13 protein-coding genes are annotated in these 17,766 nt (G+C 69.8%); 4 read left to right on the top strand and 9 right to left on the bottom strand.

All coding sequences use genetic code 11. The features are described 5' to 3' along the window. The first annotated feature begins 136 nt into the window (after nucleotides 1-136). Both OZ403_RS21710 and OZ403_RS21715 read left to right on the top strand, forming a co-directional pair. On the top strand, nucleotides 137-2,665 hold the full coding sequence (locus tag OZ403_RS21710) for an ATP-dependent Clp protease ATP-binding subunit (RefSeq protein ID WP_268781622.1): 2,529 nt from the start codon (nucleotides 137-139) through the stop codon (nucleotides 2,663-2,665). A 62-nt stretch (nucleotides 2,666-2,727) separates the two neighbouring features. Continuing rightward, the gene (locus tag OZ403_RS21715) at nucleotides 2,728-3,531 is read left to right on the top strand and encodes a DUF2520 domain-containing protein (RefSeq protein WP_140858416.1); all 804 of its coding nucleotides are present in this window, start codon (nucleotides 2,728-2,730) and stop codon (nucleotides 3,529-3,531) included. On the opposite strand, the gene OZ403_RS21720 is transcribed toward OZ403_RS21715, so the two are convergent. Then, nucleotides 3,515-4,840 carry a hypothetical protein gene (locus OZ403_RS21720; protein ID WP_140792582.1) on the bottom strand — a complete coding sequence of 442 codons (1,326 nt, stop codon included), beginning with the start codon at nucleotides 4,838-4,840 and terminating at the stop codon, nucleotides 3,515-3,517. The two genes, OZ403_RS21715 and OZ403_RS21720, sit on opposite strands and share 17 nt — an antisense overlap. 98 nt (nucleotides 4,841-4,938) lie before the next feature. Here OZ403_RS21720 and OZ403_RS21725 point away from each other — a divergent pair, with 98 nt between their 5' ends. Further along, the gene (locus tag OZ403_RS21725) at nucleotides 4,939-8,349 is read left to right on the top strand and encodes a hypothetical protein (protein WP_442929599.1); all 3,411 of its coding nucleotides are present in this window, start codon (nucleotides 4,939-4,941) and stop codon (nucleotides 8,347-8,349) included. A gap of 62 nt (nucleotides 8,350-8,411) precedes the next feature. Here OZ403_RS21725 and OZ403_RS21730 read toward each other — a convergent pair whose 3' ends face one another. From OZ403_RS21730 to OZ403_RS21765, 8 genes are all read right to left on the bottom strand, one after another. Then, nucleotides 8,412-9,173: a hypothetical protein gene (locus tag OZ403_RS21730; RefSeq protein ID WP_268781624.1), complete on the bottom strand. Its 762-nt coding sequence runs from the start codon at nucleotides 9,171-9,173 to the stop codon at nucleotides 8,412-8,414. After that, nucleotides 9,170-9,925: a hypothetical protein gene (locus OZ403_RS21735; protein ID WP_268781625.1), complete on the bottom strand. Its 756-nt coding sequence runs from the start codon at nucleotides 9,923-9,925 to the stop codon at nucleotides 9,170-9,172. The genes OZ403_RS21730 and OZ403_RS21735 overlap by 4 nt, the downstream gene beginning before the upstream one ends. 14 nt (nucleotides 9,926-9,939) lie before the next feature. Beyond that, complete coding sequence (locus tag OZ403_RS21740) at nucleotides 9,940-10,416, bottom strand: hypothetical protein (protein ID WP_268781626.1); 477 nt, start codon at nucleotides 10,414-10,416, stop codon at nucleotides 9,940-9,942. A gap of 192 nt (nucleotides 10,417-10,608) precedes the next feature. Continuing rightward, nucleotides 10,609-11,181: a nicotinate (nicotinamide) nucleotide adenylyltransferase gene (gene nadD, locus OZ403_RS21745; RefSeq protein WP_140792587.1), complete on the bottom strand. Its 573-nt coding sequence runs from the start codon at nucleotides 11,179-11,181 to the stop codon at nucleotides 10,609-10,611. A gap of 1 nt (nucleotide 11,182) precedes the next feature. After that, complete coding sequence (locus tag OZ403_RS21750; protein ID WP_140792589.1) at nucleotides 11,183-11,854, bottom strand: hypothetical protein; 672 nt, start codon at nucleotides 11,852-11,854, stop codon at nucleotides 11,183-11,185. 3 nt (nucleotides 11,855-11,857) lie between these two features. Next, complete coding sequence (locus tag OZ403_RS21755) at nucleotides 11,858-13,078, bottom strand: exo-beta-N-acetylmuramidase NamZ family protein (RefSeq protein WP_268781627.1); 1,221 nt, start codon at nucleotides 13,076-13,078, stop codon at nucleotides 11,858-11,860. Further along, nucleotides 13,078-14,394: an adenylate/guanylate cyclase domain-containing protein gene (locus OZ403_RS21760; RefSeq protein WP_174258854.1), complete on the bottom strand. Its 1,317-nt coding sequence runs from the start codon at nucleotides 14,392-14,394 to the stop codon at nucleotides 13,078-13,080. The genes OZ403_RS21755 and OZ403_RS21760 overlap by 1 nt, the downstream gene beginning before the upstream one ends. Nucleotides 14,395-14,462: 68 nt before the next feature. Continuing rightward, nucleotides 14,463-15,191 (bottom strand): tetratricopeptide repeat protein, encoded by a 729-nt coding sequence (locus OZ403_RS21765; RefSeq protein ID WP_011554192.1) that lies wholly within the window; start codon nucleotides 15,189-15,191, stop codon nucleotides 14,463-14,465. 75 nt (nucleotides 15,192-15,266) lie between these two features. On the opposite strand from OZ403_RS21765, the gene OZ403_RS21770 reads away from it, so the two are divergent. Beyond that, nucleotides 15,267-17,672 (top strand): endonuclease MutS2, encoded by a 2,406-nt coding sequence (locus OZ403_RS21770; RefSeq protein ID WP_268784892.1) that lies wholly within the window; start codon nucleotides 15,267-15,269, stop codon nucleotides 17,670-17,672. Nucleotides 17,673-17,766: the final 94 nt, after the last annotated feature.

Here is a 17,766-nt window from a genome sequence, read left to right on the forward strand (position 1 = left end):
GGCAGCCAGCCAAATTCCGCTGGCGGACGCTTTCTACTCCAGTGCTTTAAGACACATGTAGCGGCCTGTAGCGGAAATTTTGCCGGACACCCCAAGAGGGTGTATTCCGCTCGTCTGGTCGCTTGCCGGAGTTCGAATGGTCGATAGCACGGACCTCGCGCAGGTCCTCCACGAAGCGAATGACATCGCACAGAGCGTGGTGCAGAGGGTCACCTCCGCCCACGTGCTCCTGGCGCTCTTCACGGTGGAGAACCGTGCACAGCTGCTGCTCAAGGAGCGAGGCGTGGACGAGGACGCCATCCTCCAGCTGCTGACGGCCGCTCCCGCGGAGCCGGACGGCCTGCTCCGGGAGCTGCGCGAGAAAACCCGGGAGATCGCCACCAATGTGGGCTCCCATGAGGCGGACTGCCTCCACCTGCTCATCGCCGTGGCCCGAGTTCGCTGCGCGGCCCAGGAGCTGCTGCTGCAGGCCGGGCTGGACCTGGGCGGCCTCATGCGCGTGGCGATGTCCTACTTCACCAGTGGTCACATGCCGCGCCGCCTCCAGTTGGGCCGGTCGCACACCCTGGGCCCCCGGCCCGCGAGCCGTCCCCTGGGCGCGCCGCCGTCTCCCCTCCCGGCCTCCGCCGTCACGCTGAGCCTGCCGCGCTCCCGGCCCGGCGCCCCGCCGTCGTCGCCCCCGTCCTTTACCGCGCCGCCGCCACCGCCGCGCTACAGCACGCCCGCGCTGTCGCCACGCGACCTCATCGACGTGGACGAGGAGCCGGAAGCGCTTCCGCCGCCGCCCGCGCCCGTCGCACGCGCCGCGCCGTCCCCTGCCTCGACGCCCACGGCCACCCCTATACCCTCGGCCCGGCCGGCGCAGTCCGCCTCCGCGTCGCCCGTGCTCGACGCCAAGGCCTACCCCCTGCTCACCTCGCTGGGCCGCAACCTGAGCCAGGCCGCCCACGAGGGCCGCCTGGACCCGGTGGTGGGCCGCGCGCGCGAGGTCGAGGAGGTCATCGACATCCTGGGCAAGCGCCGCACCAACAACCCCTGCCTGCTGGGCGAGCCCGGTGTGGGCAAGACGGCGGTGGTGGAAGGCGTGGCGCAGCGCCTGCTCGAGCTGCGTGGCTCGCTGTCGGAGAAGGTGCTGGTGGAGCTGGACATGGCCACGCTGGTGGCCGGCACGCAGCTGCGCGGCTCGTTCTCCGAGAAGCTCAACGCGTTGAAGGACGAGGTCCGCCGCGCCGAGGGCCGCGTGGTGGTCTTCATCGACGAAATCCACACGTTGGTGGGCGCGGGCTCCACGGGTGACGGTCCGCAGGACGCGGCCAACGAGCTGAAGACGGCCATGGCGCGCGGTGAGTTCCCGTGCATCGGCGCCACCACGCACGACGAGTACCGCAAGTTCATCAGCACCGACCCGGCCCTGGAGCGCCGCTTCACCGCCGTGGTGGTCAACGAGCCCTCCGTGCCGGAAACGGTGGAGATCCTCCGCGGCGTCATCGGCCGCTACGAGGAGCACCACGGGCTGCGCTACACGCCCGAGGCGCTGGAGGCCGCGGCGTCCCTCGCCAGCCGCTACGTGACGGACCGCTTCATGCCGGACAAGGCCATCTCCGTGGTGGACCTGGCGGGCAGCCGCTGCCACCGCGAGGGCCTTGACGTGGTAGAGCCCGCCGACGTGGCGCGCGTGGTGGCCAAGCTCGCGGGCGTTCCCGAGGAGCGCCTGCTGATGAACGACTCGTCGCGGCTGCTCCGGCTGGAGCAGGACCTGGCGGAGCGCGTCATCGGACACTCGGAGGCAGTCACGCGCATCGCCCGGGTCATCCGCCGCAACTACGCGGGCTTCGCGTCGCGCCGCCCCATGGGCAGCTTCCTCTTCCTGGGCCCCACGGGTGTGGGCAAGACGGAGATGGCCCGCGCGCTGGCGGACGTGCTGTTCGGCAACCGCGATGCGCTGGTGCGCCTGGACATGAGCGAGATGTCCGAGCAGCACGGCGTCTCGCGCCTCATCGGCTCGCCCGCCGGCTACGTGGGCTTTGGTGAGGGCGGACAGCTCACGGAGCCCGTGCGCCGCCGGCCCTCGTCGGTGGTGGTGCTGGACGAAATCGAGAAGGCGCACCGCGAGGTGCAGATGCTCCTCCTCCAGGTCCTGGAGGAAGGCCGCCTGACGGACGGCAAGGGGCGCCACATCGACTTCTCCAACACCGTCATCGTCATGACGACGAACCTGGGCGCGGAGGCCTTCTCCCGCACCGGCCGCCCAGTGGGCTTCGGCGCGGATTCCGCGGGCCCCGGGGACGCCATGGACATGGCGTCTTCGGTGGCGCGCAAGGCGCTGCCGCCGGAGTTGTGGAACCGCATCGACGAACGGCTCCCCTTCCGTCCCCTGGCGGAGGTGGAGGTGGCGCGCATCGCCACGCTGCTGCTGGAGGAGAGCAGCAAGCGCCTGGCCACCGAGCGCGGCATCGAATACGTGGCGGGCGACGACGTGGTCGGCCACCTGCTGAAGTCCGGCGGCTTCGACCCGCAGCTGGGCGCTCGCCCCATGCGGCAGATGGTGCAGCGGCTCGTGGAGGGCCCCCTCGCGGAGCGCATCCTGTCGGGTGAGTTCGGTACGGGCGACCGCGTGCGCATCGCTGTGAACTCCGGACAGCTCCAGTTCCAGCGCGAGCGATGAGCCCCGGGCCCCGCCGCCGCGCAGGGCCTTTGGAACGGCGCCCACCCGTCGTCATTGTCGGGATGGGCCGCCTGGGTGGTGCCCTCGGGCTGGCGCTCCAGGCGAAGCGCTGGCCCGTGCGCATCCACTCCCGCACGGATGAAGGCCGCGAGCGCGCGGAAGCACTCGGCTTGAAGACGGCCGCACCCGCGGACCTGAAGCGGGCCCGCGTCATCCTCCTGTGTGTTCCGGACGCGGCGGTACCCGCCGTCGCACAAGCGCTGTCCACCACCCTCCCCCGCACGGCCGCACTGGTGCACACGGCGGGCGCGCTCTCGCTCGATGCGCTGGGCACGGCCAAGGGCCGGAGTCGCGGCTCGTTCCATCCGCTCTGCGCTGTCTCCTCGCCACGTGACTCGCTGGCGGGTAGCACCGTGGCGGTGAGCACCCCGTCACGCACGCTGCGGGAGGTGCTGCGTCACATGGCGGCGGACGCGGGGCTCCGCGTCATCGAGGTGCCAGAAGCCCACCGCGCGGCCTACCACGCGGGCGCGGTGCTGAGCGCTGGAGGCCTGGTCTCGCTGGCGGATGCGGCGGTGGCGGCCCTGGGCGCTGCGGGAATCCCTCCAGCGGACGCGCTGGCGGCCCTGTTGCCGCTGATGCATTCGGCGCTGAGGGGACTGGAGACCCGGGGCCTCGCGGGGGGGCTCACCGGCCCTATCGTCCGCGGAGACTCCGGCGTGGTGGCGGCGCACCTGGAGGCGCTCCCCGCGGACGTCGCCCCCCTCTACCGGCTGCTGTCGCGGCGCGCGCTGGGGCTGGCCGGAGACCGGCTGGAGCCCACGTCGCGCGCCGCGCTGGAACGGCTGCTCAAGCCGTCAGGATGATGGAGCCCTGCAGGGCCTTGCGCACCACGGCCAGGGCCTGCTCGGACGCGGCCTCGGCCTCGGTGAGCCGGCGCAGGGACAGCTCGCCGCCCTGAACCTGCGTCACGGAGCGCTTCAGGTCGGAGAGCAGCGTCAGCGCGGCCTGCAGCATCTCCTTGCCCTGCGGCGACTCGGTGGCGGGCTTGCCGGCCGCCTTCGCCACGTACTCCGTGAAGCGCTGGAGCGTCTCCGCCGTCTTCGCGGGGTCGAACTGCTCCAGCAGCGGCTGGATGCGCGAGGCGTTGATGCGGATGAGGCGAAGCGCGCCCACCCGGCCGAAGCCCGGGTGCACCAAACCGATGTCACTCATCTCGAACGCGCCCAGCAGGCCCTCGTCGGGGGCCTTGTGCGCGTGCGGCACCAGGTCCACGAAGAGCGGCAGCGGGTCCGCGCCCTGGCGGAACATCTCCAGCTCCTCCTCGTCCAGCGGCGGGAAGCTGGCCGGGGTGCCGATGAACAGCAGCGGCAGCACCAGGTCGTGCCAGAAGTCCTCAGGCGCCGAGCCCGTCCCACCGATGGTGCCGAACAGGTGCGCCATCAGCTCCGCCAGACGCGGCGCGCGCTCGGCCTGATCGATGAGCGACTTGGTGGTGTCCAGGCGCTGGAGGGACTGCACGATCTGTCCCTCGAACTGCTGGCGGGCCTCGGGCGGCAGCGGCGGCTGGGTGCGGCCCAGCGCGTTGCGCACGTCCCGAGCGAGCCCGTCCGGCTTCGTCTCCAGGGCCGTGGCGGCCTTCTTCGGGTCCAGGACGACGAACTGGAGGAACCCGGGGTCGAAGAGACGCTGGTAGTCCACCGGCGTCAGCTTGGGCGCCTGGCCTCCCAGGGCCTGCGCCGGGTTGCCGCCAAAGCGGGCCTGTCCCAGCGAACGGCGGATGTCCGCAGCCAGGTCTTCCAGGCGGGCCAGCTTGCCCTGCCCCAGCGAATCCATCACCGCGCCGAACGGCGACAGCATGATGATGGCCTCCGGGAAGCCCAGCGTGGCGCCCTCCGGCGAGTCCCGGTTGGGGAACCAGAAGGCCTGGTGCTCCTGGATGAGCCGCAGGGCGAACGCCCCCGCCAGGCCCAGCGCGAGGGTCTGGTGCTCCGGCTTGTTCACCTGGAACTGGCCGCCAGTCAGCTGCGCGATGGCGGGTTCAATCTCCGCCCAGGGCGCCTTGAGCAGGTCGACCGGCTTGCCGGTGGCCTGCTCCAGGGCAGCGGCGACCTGCATCTGGGCATTGTGAACGTGCTGCGGAACGGGATGCGCCTGGGTGGCGGGTTCGGACATGGCGGAATCCAGACTCGGAAATAGGGAGGCGACGGGGCCATCCCTTACCGTGAAATTCGCGGTCGTGGCTACGATTTGTGGCTTGTAGGATGGCCCGCATGCCCGCTTCCCGCTGGTGGCTTCGTTGGGCTGTCCTCGCCACCTGTCTCCTGCTGACAAACGGCGGGTGTGCCTTCGTCACACCCCGTTTCCCCCAGAACATCCAGGCCTCGTTCGCTCGGGACGAGATGCGCAAGCTCACCACCGAGTCCCTGGAGCTCTACTACCCGGCCCAGCTCCGGGGCGCGGCCCTGCGCATGGCGTCGCGGCTGGAGGGCTGCGTGGCCCGCCTCCACGAGCAGACGTGGCAGAAGAAGAAGCGGGACCGGGTGCTCGTCTACCTGACGAGTTCCAACTTCAACAACGCCTACGTAGTCCCCGACTACGCCAGCACGCCCCAGCAGATGGTGATGCCTTCCCACCTGACGCTGGAGCTGTTCAACCTGTTCAACCTGGGCGAGGTGGACGTCGGTGACGTGGCTTGCCACGAGGCCGTCCACTACGTGCAGCTCCAGCAGACGGACGGCGTATGGGGTTTCCTCAACCTCGTCACCGGCGGCCTGTTCCAGCCCAACTCCTATACGGAGTCGTGGTTCCTGGAAGGACTGGCCACCTACTACGAAGGGCAGTTCGGCAAGAACGCGGGACGGCCGCACAGCCCCATCTGGCGAGGCTGGTACGACTCCGTGGTGCAGGCCACGGGAGGACGGCTGAACCCTGGCTACCTGTCCCCCGAGCAGCGCGCGCTGGACCCGTTCGGCGGCAACTACATCACCGGCATGCACTTCGTGGAGTACCTCGCGAAGCGCTATGGGGAGTCGAAGCTGTGGAAGCTGGTGGATGAGCAGGGCGACTCCCTGGTGCCTCCGCTGGCGGTGACGCTGCGCTTCAAGCGTGTGTACGGGCGGGACATCGGCTCGCTGTTCGCGGAGTACACGCAGTCGCTGCGGGAGAACCTGCAGGTGCGCGAGCGGCCCTCGGCGCAGCGGACGTGGGTGTCCGACGCGGGCTACTTCTCCCGGCTGGCCTCGCACGCGGCCAGTGGCGTCACCGCGACGGTGGGCGTGGGCCGGGAGCGCTACTCGCGGTTGACGGTGCTGGAGCCGGATGGCCGTGTGCGCTTTGAACGGCCGCTGGTGGAACTGCTGCCCGGGCGCCGCTGGGTGCTGGGCTCCCCGACGCTGGTCAGCGGCATGTCGTTCAGCCGCGATGGCGCGTGGCTGTACCTGGTGATGGCCGACCTGAACACGGAAGGAGGCTACACCGCGAAGCTGTGGAAGGTGGATGCGCGCACGGGTGACGTCGTTCGGCTCTGGGACGACGTGATGGGGATGGGCGGCAGCATCACGCTGGACGGGACGGCCTACGTCTACGTCCGCGTCGATGGGGATTCGGCCAACGTCGTGCGGCTGGATTTGGAGACGGACACCCGGAAGGCCCTCACCGACTTCAGCGCCAGCACCTCCGTGGGGCCGCCCGCGGTCGCTCCGGATGGCGAGCGGGTCGTCTTCCCCCTCTCAGGGGACGCGGGTTGGGACCTGGTCCTGCGGGAAGCGGATGGACGCCTTCGGTGGCTGACGCGCGACGGCCGCTTCAACTACTCGCCCAGGTGGCTGGATGATGAACGCCTCGTGTTCCTCCGGGAACATGAGGGGCGACTGCAGGCCCACGTCCTCACGGTGGCGACGCGGGAAGTGGTTCGCATCACGGACGCGCCGCACCTGGTGATGGACGTTCATCCCGTGGGGACCGAGGAAGTCGTGTTCCTCAACCGGGATGGATTGAACTTCACCATCGACCGCGCCCCACTGGTGCCCATTGCGCCGACGGAGGCCGACGCTGGAACGGCCCGCGTGGAGGTGGCGGGGCACACGGTGCTGGCGCAGACGCCCCACCCTTCGGCTACGTCTCCCGAGGACGAACCCGGAGCGCCCCGGCTCCCCGAAGTGCGCACGGAGGCTCCGGCATCGGACTCGGGTCATGCGGCAACGGCCGCACCGTCCGAGTCCGAGTCCGAGTTCGCCGCGTTCCCCAAGCCCGGCGCTCCGGTCCAGGCCAATGCGGCGCAACCGCCCTCGCCGTCAGAGGTCGCGCCGGGCATTGGAACCCCGCCATCCGGGCAGCCGTCCGCCAGCGACGAGGCGGCACAACCGTCTTCTCCACCAGAGGACGCGCCGGGCATTGGAACCCCGCCCTCCGAGCAGCGACCCACCAACACTGCCGAGGGCGCCGTACCTCCCCCTCCTGGGCCCTCGTCGGAGCAGCCTGCCACCGAGGACACCGCACCGGCGTCCCCATCTCCCGCGGCCGAAGACGCGCCCACGGCGCTCACGGGTCTCGACGGTCCTGTCGAAGCCCCGCCTGACCCGGGCACGGAGCTCCAGATTCTCTCGGACGAGCCCTACTCGCCACTGGAGCGCTTCTTCATCCCCGAGCTCCGCGTGCCCTACCTGCTCGCGGGAGCCGACCCCGACAACACGGACGACACGTACATGATGGGTGGGCTGGCTCTGGCGGGACAGGACCGGCTCGGCTTCCACGCGTACTCGCTGCAGCTCTCCTTCGACTCGCGCGAAGACGCCCCCAGCCTCTCTCTGGCCTACGGCAACGCGCAACTCGCGCCCTGGTACATCCAGGTGTCGGGCGCGTACATCCGCCAGAATCAGCGCACCGACCTCCAGGCCACGGCCTTCGCTTCGCGCTCCTTCTGGACCACGCCGGTGACCTTCGGCGTGCTGGCGCTGCGCCGCGAGTACGACGCCACGGACCGCTTCCCACGCATGGTGACGCGCATCGTCGGCCCGGAGGTCTCCGTGTCGTACTTCGCGGGTGACGCCACGTCCTACGGCAGCACCCAACGAGGCCTGGGCATGACGGCGGCCGCGGGTGTGTACCCCGGCGCATTCCTCCGGGACTCCACCATGGGCGACGTGCGCCTGGGACTCGACGCCTTCACGGGGGGCCTTCCCTTCACGGGGCGCGACAACCTCCGCCTCACCGCGGTGGGGCGCTTCCTCCCCGGCGCGCCGTCCGGGCTGCTCCAGGTCGGCGGCCTGAGAGCGGGGCAAATCTGGTACACCAACCGCGAGAGCCAGCAGACCGCTCCCCTGCCCCTGCAGTTGCAGCCGGGCATCGCCTTCAGCGAGTACCTGCGCGGCTACGAGGACCTGGAGATTCGCGCGCGCAACGCGCTCATCGGCTCCGCGACGTACCAGTACCGGGTCCCCATCGACTACGGATGGGCCTCCACGCTGTGGCTCTTCCCGTCCCTCTTCGTGCGCGACGTCGGCGTCGAGGCCTTCGGCTCGCTGGCCCGCACCGACAACCGCGCCAACCACGCGGCCGTGGGGGCCTCGGCGTCACTGCACCTCACCTTCGGGCAGGCGGTTCCGGTGTCCCTCTATTACCAATATGCCTACCGCTTCGAGCAGGGCCTGGACCACCTGCACCTCATCGGCTTCGGGCTCTGACTTGGGCTTGCCCCTCAACCTGCTCGCGAATCACGAACCTTGGTTGAGCACTCGCATGTCGCTTACAGCCCCTCGTCCTTGCAGAGGTCGTCCTGCAGATCCGTCAGCGCCTTCCGCGCCCGCATGGGCTGGCAGGTGTTGGCCAGGAAGTAGGACGAGGCGCCCACCGTCGCGCTCTTGAGCCTCGCGCCGAGCGCCGACCAGCACCATTCGAACGCCACCTTCCTCGCATCGCCCGCGCGGGCATCCGTCGAGGGCAGGTCCAGTGCGGCCAGCACCGCCTCCGCGAGCGCCTCGTCCTTGCAGGCGCCAGCCTCCTTCCCACCCCGCACCGCCGAGGCGAAGAGCGGCATCGCGACATAGGCGAAGTGGCCCCTCTTCACGAGCCGCGCGGCCTGGAGCGTCGTCTCAGCGCTCGCGTCCCCCGTCAGCTCCCGGTACGTGTCGATGCAGCCACTCCGCTCGAGCTCGAGGCAACGCTCCAGGTCCTTCAATCCTCGCGCGTCGCGCGCCGAGGAGAAGCCGGGCGCCTTGGCGAGAAAGGCATACCGCTGCCCCAGAGCGCGCGCCTTCCGGGCGGTGGCGAACGGGTCCTTGTCGTCCGGAGCCATGGCCGATTCGACTTCGGCCGTCGCCGCCTCCGTCACGAGCGCGCGCCATGTGTCGGTGCGCGTGGCGGGAGGAACCTCCTCCGCGCGCTCCAGCAGCTCCGCCCAGGACTTCTGCACGGCCAGCGCCCGGAGGTCTTCGAGCGTCGCGGCCGGGCGAGCCAGCACCGGCGCCGCCAGGAGGTACGCCAGCACCATAGGCAGTCGACGCGTCACTTGAGCCTCCCGTCCAGGAATGCGGGCCCCTCGGCCGCGCCCCCTTGGTTAGTGGTGAAGATGAGCGCGTCGGCACCCCGCTCGAACGCGAGCGCAGGCCCGAAGCGACAGGTGAGGACCGTGACATCCTTCAAGGCGGCACAGCGCTCCCGGGCCGGCCTCGCGAGCGGCGCACACACCGCCCAAACGTCCAGCTCCGCCATCACCGCGTCGTCGAAGGTCTTCCAGTCGAACGTGAAGGTCGGTGACGTGCCACACGCCTTGCGCAGCGCCGCCATGGCTTCGGCGGCGCGCGCGGTGTACTTCTTCTCCAGGTGGGGCCAGGCCTTCTTCTCGAAGGCCGCGATCCGCCCGGACTCCCGTTGCAGCAGGTGCGCGGAAAGCACGTCGGAGGCAGACGCCTTGCCCGTCGCCTCCTGGCTGAACTTGACGCGGAAGGATGGCTTCCCGGGAACGAAGGCCTCGTAATCGCCAGCGCGCTGGGACAGCAGCACCCAGTCCGCGCCGCGATGACGGACGACGTAATCAACACCCCGCCCCGTGTCCCGGGCCTTGCCGCGCACCGAGAGGCCATCCTGCTCGGAGTCGGTGCCCTGAAGCCGCAGCACCACCTCCGACGCCTCCCGGGGCGCCAGCGTCACGACCTCGATGGACTGCCCGTCGGTGCCCCGATAGACCTTGAGGGCCAACGACTCCAGTGACTCCGCCGCCACGGCCCCCTGGGCCCACAGCAGCAGGAGCACCATCGCCATCCTCCGCGCCATGCTCAGTTCAGCGCCTTCTCGAGGATCGCCTTGGTGTTGTCCTCGATGTTCGTGTGGTCCACGCTCATGCGGTACGTCAGCGTGCCCTTGTCGAGCGAGATATTCCGCAGCGTCGCGTCGTTGGTGCCGTCCTTCTTCTCGGGCGGCTTGACGCCACCGAACAGGCACGACACGCCGGTCACCTTCTTCGCAATCGCCTTCTTGTAGGCCGGGCGCTCGCACATGCTGGTGACCGCATTGATGGCCGCCTCACAGTAGGAGCCAAAGCTCGAGTTCGCCCAGGCCTCCGGCTTGAAGTTCTGGAAGTCGGTCTTGACGGTGAGCTTGGTGCCACACTTCTCGTTCGCGGCATTCACAGGCTCGGAGATCTGCTCCTCGAACGACGCCTTCGCCTCCTCCTGCGCGGGCTTGAGATCCTCCTCGGCGAAGGCAGACGTCGACAGCAGGGCCACGGCGGCGAACACGAGCTTCGAATTCATGTGATGTTTCTCCAGGAAAGAACAGCCATCACGAGTTTCAAACTGCCCTGGTTTTTACGCAAGCGTATCAACGGAATAGAAGCCCTATAGAGGGTGAGGGCTGGAGCGGAGGCGCCGAGGAGGGGCGCTGACGGGCGCGTCACCTGAACGGCGGGGCAGCATGGCGAAAGTCGAGTCTGACGGACGGCGGCGCTACGGCGTCCGCTTCAGGCCATAGAGGCCGTGCTCGCGCGCATAGGCAATGGCGCGCGCGGGCACCAGGTCCGACGGAGCCTCGCCGCGCGCGAGCAGGTCGCGAATCAGCGTCGACGACACCTCCGCCAGCGGCGGCCCCAATGTGTTCGGCGCCGGGTACCCCGCGCGGTTGAGCACCATCACCCGCGACAGCTCCTCGATGCGGTGGAAGTCCTTCCAATGCGGAAGGTCGCGCAGGATGTCGCTGCCGATGATGATCGACCAGCGGATGTCCGGATGCCGCGCCACCAGCAGGGTCAGCGTGTCCACCGTCCGGCCGGTGAGGCCCGGATCCTCCTCGACCCGGCTCGTCTTCAGCCAGCCCGATGTCTCCGCGCACAGCGCATCGCACATGGCGACGCGATGCTCGAAGGGCTCCATCTGCTTACCGAACGGGTGCTGCCAGGACGGCATCAGCCACACCTCGTCCACGTCCTGGGTGGCATGGACGTACGTGGCGGCCATGAGGTGCCCCACATGGGGCGGGTTGAACGAGCCTCCGAGGAGCGCGACCTGCACGGCGGGCCTCACGTCACTTGAGGGACAACTTCGGGGACTTCTTCTCCAGAACGATGACCTGGGGCTCCAATATCGAGTGCCCATCCAGGCGGAACGCGGAGAAGCGCAGGTTCCGGTCCACCTTCTCCAGGAGCGCACAGGTCTGCTCGGCGGCGCCCACCAGTCGGCCCGGCGTCAGGAAGTAGCGCGGGCCAATCTGCACCACCTTGGGCTCCGGCTCCTTGCCGTGGACGAAGAGCAGCGCGTTGAGCAGGTCATCCCGCGTCAGGTCGTTCTTGTCGTGCACCACGCAGCAGAGCGTGTCCCCCATCAGGTCCATGACCTTGTTGTTGATGGAGGGGTCTCTGAACTGGAGCGATTCGCGCTCGGGCACGCGGATGAAGCGCTCCATGACGAGCCGGCGGTCGTCCTCCGACGCCACGTCCGCCGGAGCCTCCGCGCGCGACGGCGTGCGAGGCAGCGCGTCCTGGCTTCCCAGCCAGTTCGTCACGTCCGCCAGGAAGTCCGCATCCGAGTACTCACGCCCGCCCCGGCTCTTCTGCCGCCGCCACAGCACCCATTCATCCAGGTCCGTGTAGCGCGCGCCCGCGAAGAGAAAACGCCGCGCCCCCTTGGAGCGCAGCAGCTCGTAGGCCGCGTCGAAGGCTTCGAGGTCCCCATGGCTGTCGGAGAAGACGCCGATCACGCCTCAAGCGTATAGCAGGTAGGACGTCCTGTGACGTGCGAACGTTTCCGTCTGAGCGGAGAACCCCTCCAGCAACCGCTCCAGCGGCCACCCCGCCTCGATGCCTCGGCGCACCTGGTCCGTCCCGCAGAGCAGGTCGAAGGCCGGCACATCCTCGACGAACTCGTACGCATCCGCGCGCCAGCCGAACGAGCCCGGACCAATGTCATGCAGCGCCTGGAAGATGGCGACGCCGGTGCGCAGGGGCTGGAAGACCTGCCGGTCCGTCACGTGGATGAAGGCGCCGTTGCAGGACTGGCCCGTGTACTTGTCGAACGTCGGCGTGAAGCCCACGGCCCGGAAGGCGACCCCGGGCAGCTCCTCCTTCGCCAGGCGCGCCAGCAACTGGTCCGTGTCCACCCACGGCGCCCCGAACTGCTCGAAAGGACGGCAGGTGCCGCGGCCCTCCGAGACGTTGGTGCCCTCGCCCAGACACATGCCCGGGTACACCAGCGCGGTGTCGGCGGTGGGCATGTTGGGCGACGGCGAGATGAAGGGCAGCCCCGTCTCCGACCAGAACTGGCCGCGGCGCCAGCCTTCGCACGGCACCACCGTCAGCTCGCAGCCGAAGCCCTCCTGGACGTTGAAGAGGCGGGCCAGCTCCCCCGCCGTCATGCCGTGGCGGTTGGGCAGCGCATACAGGCCCACGAAGGAGCGGAAGCCCTCCCCCACCAGGTTGCCTTCCATCGCCGCGCCGTTGAGCGGGTTCGGCCGGTCCAGTACGTAGAAGGGCACTCGGGCCTTCGCCGCGGCCTTCATGGCCAGCGCCATGGTGTAGACGTAGGTGTAGTAGCGGCTGCCCACGTCCTGGATGTCGAAGACGAGCGCGTCCAACCCCTGGAGCGACTCCTGCCGGGGCGACAGCGATTCGAAGGTGGAGCCGTAGAGGCTGTACACCGGCACGCCGGTGCGGCGGTCCCTCGCCTCGTCCACGGCGACCATGTACTGCGCCTCACCCCGGATGCCGTGCTCCGGACCGAAGAGCGCCGCCAGCGTGACGCCGTCCGCGCCCGACAGCAGGTCCGCCAGGTGGCGGAAGCGAGCATCCACGCTGGTGGGATTCACGATGGCGCCCACGCGCTTGCCCTTCAACGCGGAGAAGCCCTGCTCCACCCACACGTCCAGTCCCGTCTTCACCTTCGTCACGGCGTTCCCTTCCTCAGCCAGCCCCGAGGGCCGGCACATCAACGCGCCTTGAAGCCCTTGAGCGCGCTGTCCGCGGCCGCCTTCGAGTCGCACTTGGAGAAGCCGAACAGGCCCATCCGCACTCCCTCATCGGGCCCACCGTCGGACTTCAGGTCCTCCAGCGCGCTCACCGCCCGCTTCAGCTGGAGCCGGCCTACCGTGGACGCAGCATCCGAGCGTACGTCACATCGCACATGCGACAGCATCTCGATGAGGCGGTCCTCCGCGGCGCGGCTGCCGGCCTTCACGGCCGTGGCGTAGACCTTCAGCGCGTCATCGGGCTTGCCCGTCGCTTCCGTCAGACGGCCCAGCAGGAAGTTGCGCCGCCCGGAGTCCTGCTCCTTCATGATGAGGGTCCGGACGTCCTTGGCCAGCGCGGTCCGCTCCTCCTCCGGTGCTCGCTCCACCGCCTTGATGGCGCGCACCGTCTCGTCGCCACTGAACGCCAGCATCGCGACGCCCGCGAGCACGACGGCCGCGCCCACGCCCACCAGCGCGCGGTGCTTCTGGACCTGCGGTGGAAGCGTTGCCATGCCGCGCGAAAAGAGCGAACCGCCCACCGTACGCGCCTGCCGCCCGAGCTCCGCGGCCTGCTGGCCCAGCACCGTGGCACCCGCGGCCGCGCGTTGACTGATGACCGCGGCGCTCGCCGCGGCCCGCTGCCCCAGCACGGACAGGTCCACCTGCGCCCCCGGTGACGAAGCCTCCGCCACGCGGGACAGGGCCAGGTTCCCGAAGGGCGGCATCGATTCGGAGCCCGGCGCCTCGGCGATGGCGCTGGCCGCGGGAGCCTCCACGCGGTACGGCGCCCGGGGCACGTGGAAGACGCGAATCTTCCCCGGGATGCCCTTCAGCTCGTAGGCGCCCACTTCCTTGGAAGGCACCTCGGCCTTGTTCATCGCCAGGTAGACGGCCTCGGTGAAGTACACCTCGCCCGCCTCGGCGATGCCCTCCACCCGGGCGGCGATGTTGACGGGCTCGCCGAAGATGTCGTTCCCGTCCAGCCGCACCTCGCCCACGTTGATGGCCACGCGAACGTGAATCTGCTCCGACACCTCCACCGTCCGGTTGTGGTGCCACAGCCGGTCCTGGATGGCGATGCCGCTGAGCACCGCCTGGGTGGGCGATTCGAAGGTGACGAGGTACGCGTCACCGATGGACTTGACGATGCGCCCGCCAAACGCCTTGAACAGCGGCGCCAGCAGGGCCTCGTGGACCTGGAGCAGGCGCTGGTTCTCCTCCAGCGTCTGCCGGCTGGTCCGCTCGGTGAAGCCCTTGATGTCGGTGAAGACGATGGCGAGGTTGGCGGTCTTCAAAGCCCGCGCAGTGTATGCGCCACCGTCGAGGGTGCAATCGCAACTGCGTACCGAATGACTGCTCGCTGTCAGCGACGTGATGGTTTGAGGTCACGCATTCGCCGCTTCGGAGGGGCTTCCAGCGCCGCGCGGACCCGCTCCGCCAGCTGGGGCCGCCCCGTGCGCGTGTAGAAGTCGGCGAGCCGCCGGAGGACCAGCGGACTGGCCGGCTGGAAGCCTCGCGCCGCCAGCAGCTCCTTCTCCGCGTCCAGCAGGCGCTCCTGCTTCTCCAGCACCTCCGCCAGCTGGAGGCGCACCTGCACCCACTCCGGCTTCAGCCGTGCCAGGTAACGCAGGTGCAACTCCGACTTGAGCAGGTCCCCCATGTCCAGCCAGAGCGTCCCGAGCCGGAAGCGGGCCTCCTCGTAGGAGGCGCGCAGCTGCACGGCCTGCTCGTACGCCTGGACGGCCTGCCGGCGGTCATCCCGCTCCTCCCACAACAATCCCCGCAGGTACCAGGCGCGGGGATTGTTGGGAGCCTGCTGGAGCGCGGCGTTCAGGTGGGACTCCGCCTGCTCCAGCGCGCCTCCCGTCTTCAACAGGAGCCGGGCCATCTCCAACCGGGGCAGCTCCCACGCGGGTTGGGCCCGGACCAGGGCCTCCAGCGCGGCCAGGGCGCCCACATCATTCCCATCCGCTTCCAGGGCCAGGGCCTCCGGGAGCGAAACCACCGTCCGTGACGAGGCCGGTGTCAGGGCAGAAGGCTCCGCTGCGTCAGTCGCGCCCGCCAGCAAAGCCACCAGGATGACCCACCTCATGTGCGGCTGATAGCAGAGCCGACCCGGGCGCCTCAATAGATCCTCTTGACGGCCAGACGGCCGCGCATGAAACCCATGACCGTGCAGATATCGCAAAGAACGCTGGAAGACCTGGGCTTCGCGGACGTGCTCCGCGCGTTGGCGCAACGCTGCAGGACCGAGCCCGGCAGGGAGCGTGTGCTCGCCCGGCCCTTCCTGGACACTCCCGAGGCCGTGGCGGAGGCCCTGGCGCTCGTCTCCGAGACCCGCGCGTTGTCCCAGGAGCAGTTCTCCCTCCCCTTGGGTGGCGTGACGGACGTGCGCACGCCCATCGGCCATGCGGCCAAGGGCGGAATGCTGGAGCCCCGCCAGCTCATCGACTCGGCGCAGCTCCTGTTCGCCTTCGTCCGCACCCGCGAGGCGCTAGACGAACGCCGGGCCCGCGTCCCCCGGCTTGTGGAGATTGCCCGCCGGATGCCCTCGCTGGAGCCGCTGGCCCGCCGCATCGACCAGTGCTTCGAACCGGACGGTGAGATTTCCGACCGCGCCAGCCCGGAGCTGCGCGAAGCCCGGGACCGGGCACGTGGGCTCCATCGCCGCATCAAGTCGCGGCTCGACGAGCTGCTCCACGACGAGACCTTCCTCCCCAAGCTGCGCGAGAACTACTACACGCTCCGCAACGGGCGTTACGTGGTGCCGGTGGTGGCCAACTACCGCTCGGAGGTGGACGGCATCGTCCACAACGCCAGCCAGACGGGCCAGACGCTCTTCATGGAGCCCCAGGCCATGGTGGGCCTGGGCAACGACCTCGCCATCGCCCAGTCGGAGGTGACCGAGGAGGAGCGCAAGGTGCTCCAGGCCCTGAGCGACCAGCTCGGCCGGGAGTCGGAGCGCATCCTGGAGGGCCTGGACGCCGTGGCGGAGCTGGACGAGGCCGAATCCGTGGCCATCCTCTCCGCGGACCTGGGCGCCAGCATGCCGGCCTTCGAGAACGTCACGGACATGCAGCTGCGGCAGCTGCGCCACCCGCGCCTGGTGCTCAAGGGCTCCGAGGTGGTGGCCAACGACGTGACGCTCACGGGCGATGCGAAGGCCCTGGTCGTCTCCGGCCCCAACGCGGGCGGCAAGACGGTGACGCTGACAGGTGTGGGCCTCTGCGCGCTGATGCTCCGCGCCGGCCTGCCGATTCCGGTGGCTGAAGGCTCCCGGATGCCGCTGTACCGCTCCGTCCACTCCACCGTGGGTGACGCGCAGGACCTGGAGCAGGGCCTGTCCACGTTCAGCGCGCACGTGGTGATGCTGCGCGACATCATCGGCGCCGTGGGCGAGGGCTCGCTGGTCCTCATCGACGAAATCGCCGCGGACACCGACCCGCGCGAGGGCGCGGCCATCGCCATCGCCGTGCTGGAGGAGCTGATGTCCAAGGGCGTGGTGGTGCTCGTCACCACGCACTTGGAGGAGCTGAAGGCGCTGGCGCACATGGACCCGCGCTTCCTCAACGCGCGCGTGGGCTTCGACTCGAAGCGCATGGCCCCCACCTACCGGCTCCAGATTGGCGCCGCGGGCCAGTCGTCGGCCATCGAGATGGCGGTGCGCGTGGGCCTGCCCCAGAATGTGTGCGACCGCGCCCGGGAGCTGTCCGTCAACGCCGGCGGTCCGCTCACCAAGGCGCTGGCGGCGGCCGAGGAGGAGCGTCGCAAGCTCTACGAGGAGCTGGAACGCGCCCGCGTGGCGGCCCAGGAGGCCGAGGCGCTCCGGGCCGACCTGGAGAAGCAGAAGCAATCCTTCGAGCGCGAGCGCCGCGCCCGGATGATGCAATTCAACGACGACGTACACGCGGCCAGCGAGCACGCGGCGGCGGAAGTGCAGAAGCTGCTGACGAAGCTGCGCTCCGAGCAGAACGAGAAGGCCCTCGCCGAGGCCCGGCAGCAGCTCCAGCAGCGCGCGGACGAGGCGCAGAAGCGCGCCCTGGCCGCCAAGGCGGAGCTGTTCCAGGTGGAGGCACCCGGCCCGGCCAACCTGAAGGTGGGCGCCTGGGTGCACCACTCGGGGCTGAACCGCGACGTGGAAATCCTGGAGCTGGCGGACAACCACGCGGTGGTGTCCGCGGGTGGCGCGCTGAAGATGCGCGTACCCACCACGGAGCTGTCGGGCGCGCGCACGCGCAAGCCGCAGCAGGCGAAGTTCCCGGAGCGTCAGAAGCAGGATGTGGCACTCAAGCGTGCGGCCTCCGCGGCCCCCGCCGAGGTGGAGGCCACCAATTTCCGCTGCGACGTGCGTGGCATGCGCGCGGACGACGCGCTGGCGGAGCTGGAGTCCTTCCTGGACCGCGGCATGCGCAGCGGAGAAGACGCCGCGCTCGTCATCCACGGCCATGGCACGGGGGCGCTCAAGCAGGCCATCCGTGACTACCTGGCCGCGTCTCCGTACATCCGCATGTACCGGCCGGGTGAGGGCCACGAAGGCGGCGACGGGGTGACAGTGGTCGCCCTGCGCGCCTGACCGCAACCGCGATACGGACTGAAGCATCCAGGGCTGGAGGTGGCTGGAAATGGCCGCCTCCGGCCCTTCGTCTGTCAGGCCAGCCCGCGCGACC

This window comes from Myxococcus sp. NMCA1, from assembly GCF_026810205.1.
GTDB lineage: Bacteria > Myxococcota > Myxococcia > Myxococcales > Myxococcaceae > Myxococcus > Myxococcus xanthus_A.

Coding starts and splice junctions, on each gene's coding strand:
- OZ403_RS21710 (WP_268781622.1), top strand. CDS start 137: ATGGTCGATAGCACGGACCTCGCGCAGGTCCTCCACGAAGCGAATGAC.
- OZ403_RS21715 (WP_140858416.1), top strand. CDS start 2,728: ATGGGCCGCCTGGGTGGTGCCCTCGGGCTGGCGCTCCAGGCGAAGCGC.
- OZ403_RS21720 (WP_140792582.1), bottom strand. CDS start 4,840: ATGTCCGAACCCGCCACCCAGGCGCATCCCGTTCCGCAGCACGTTCAC.
- OZ403_RS21725 (WP_442929599.1), top strand. CDS start 4,939: ATGCCCGCTTCCCGCTGGTGGCTTCGTTGGGCTGTCCTCGCCACCTGT.
- OZ403_RS21735 (WP_268781625.1), bottom strand. CDS start 9,925: ATGGCGATGGTGCTCCTGCTGCTGTGGGCCCAGGGGGCCGTGGCGGCG.
- OZ403_RS21740 (WP_268781626.1), bottom strand. CDS start 10,416: ATGAATTCGAAGCTCGTGTTCGCCGCCGTGGCCCTGCTGTCGACGTCT.
- OZ403_RS21755 (WP_268781627.1), bottom strand. CDS start 13,078: ATGTGCCGGCCCTCGGGGCTGGCTGAGGAAGGGAACGCCGTGACGAAG.
- OZ403_RS21765 (WP_011554192.1), bottom strand. CDS start 15,191: ATGAGGTGGGTCATCCTGGTGGCTTTGCTGGCGGGCGCGACTGACGCA.
- OZ403_RS21770 (WP_268784892.1), top strand. CDS start 15,267: ATGACCGTGCAGATATCGCAAAGAACGCTGGAAGACCTGGGCTTCGCG.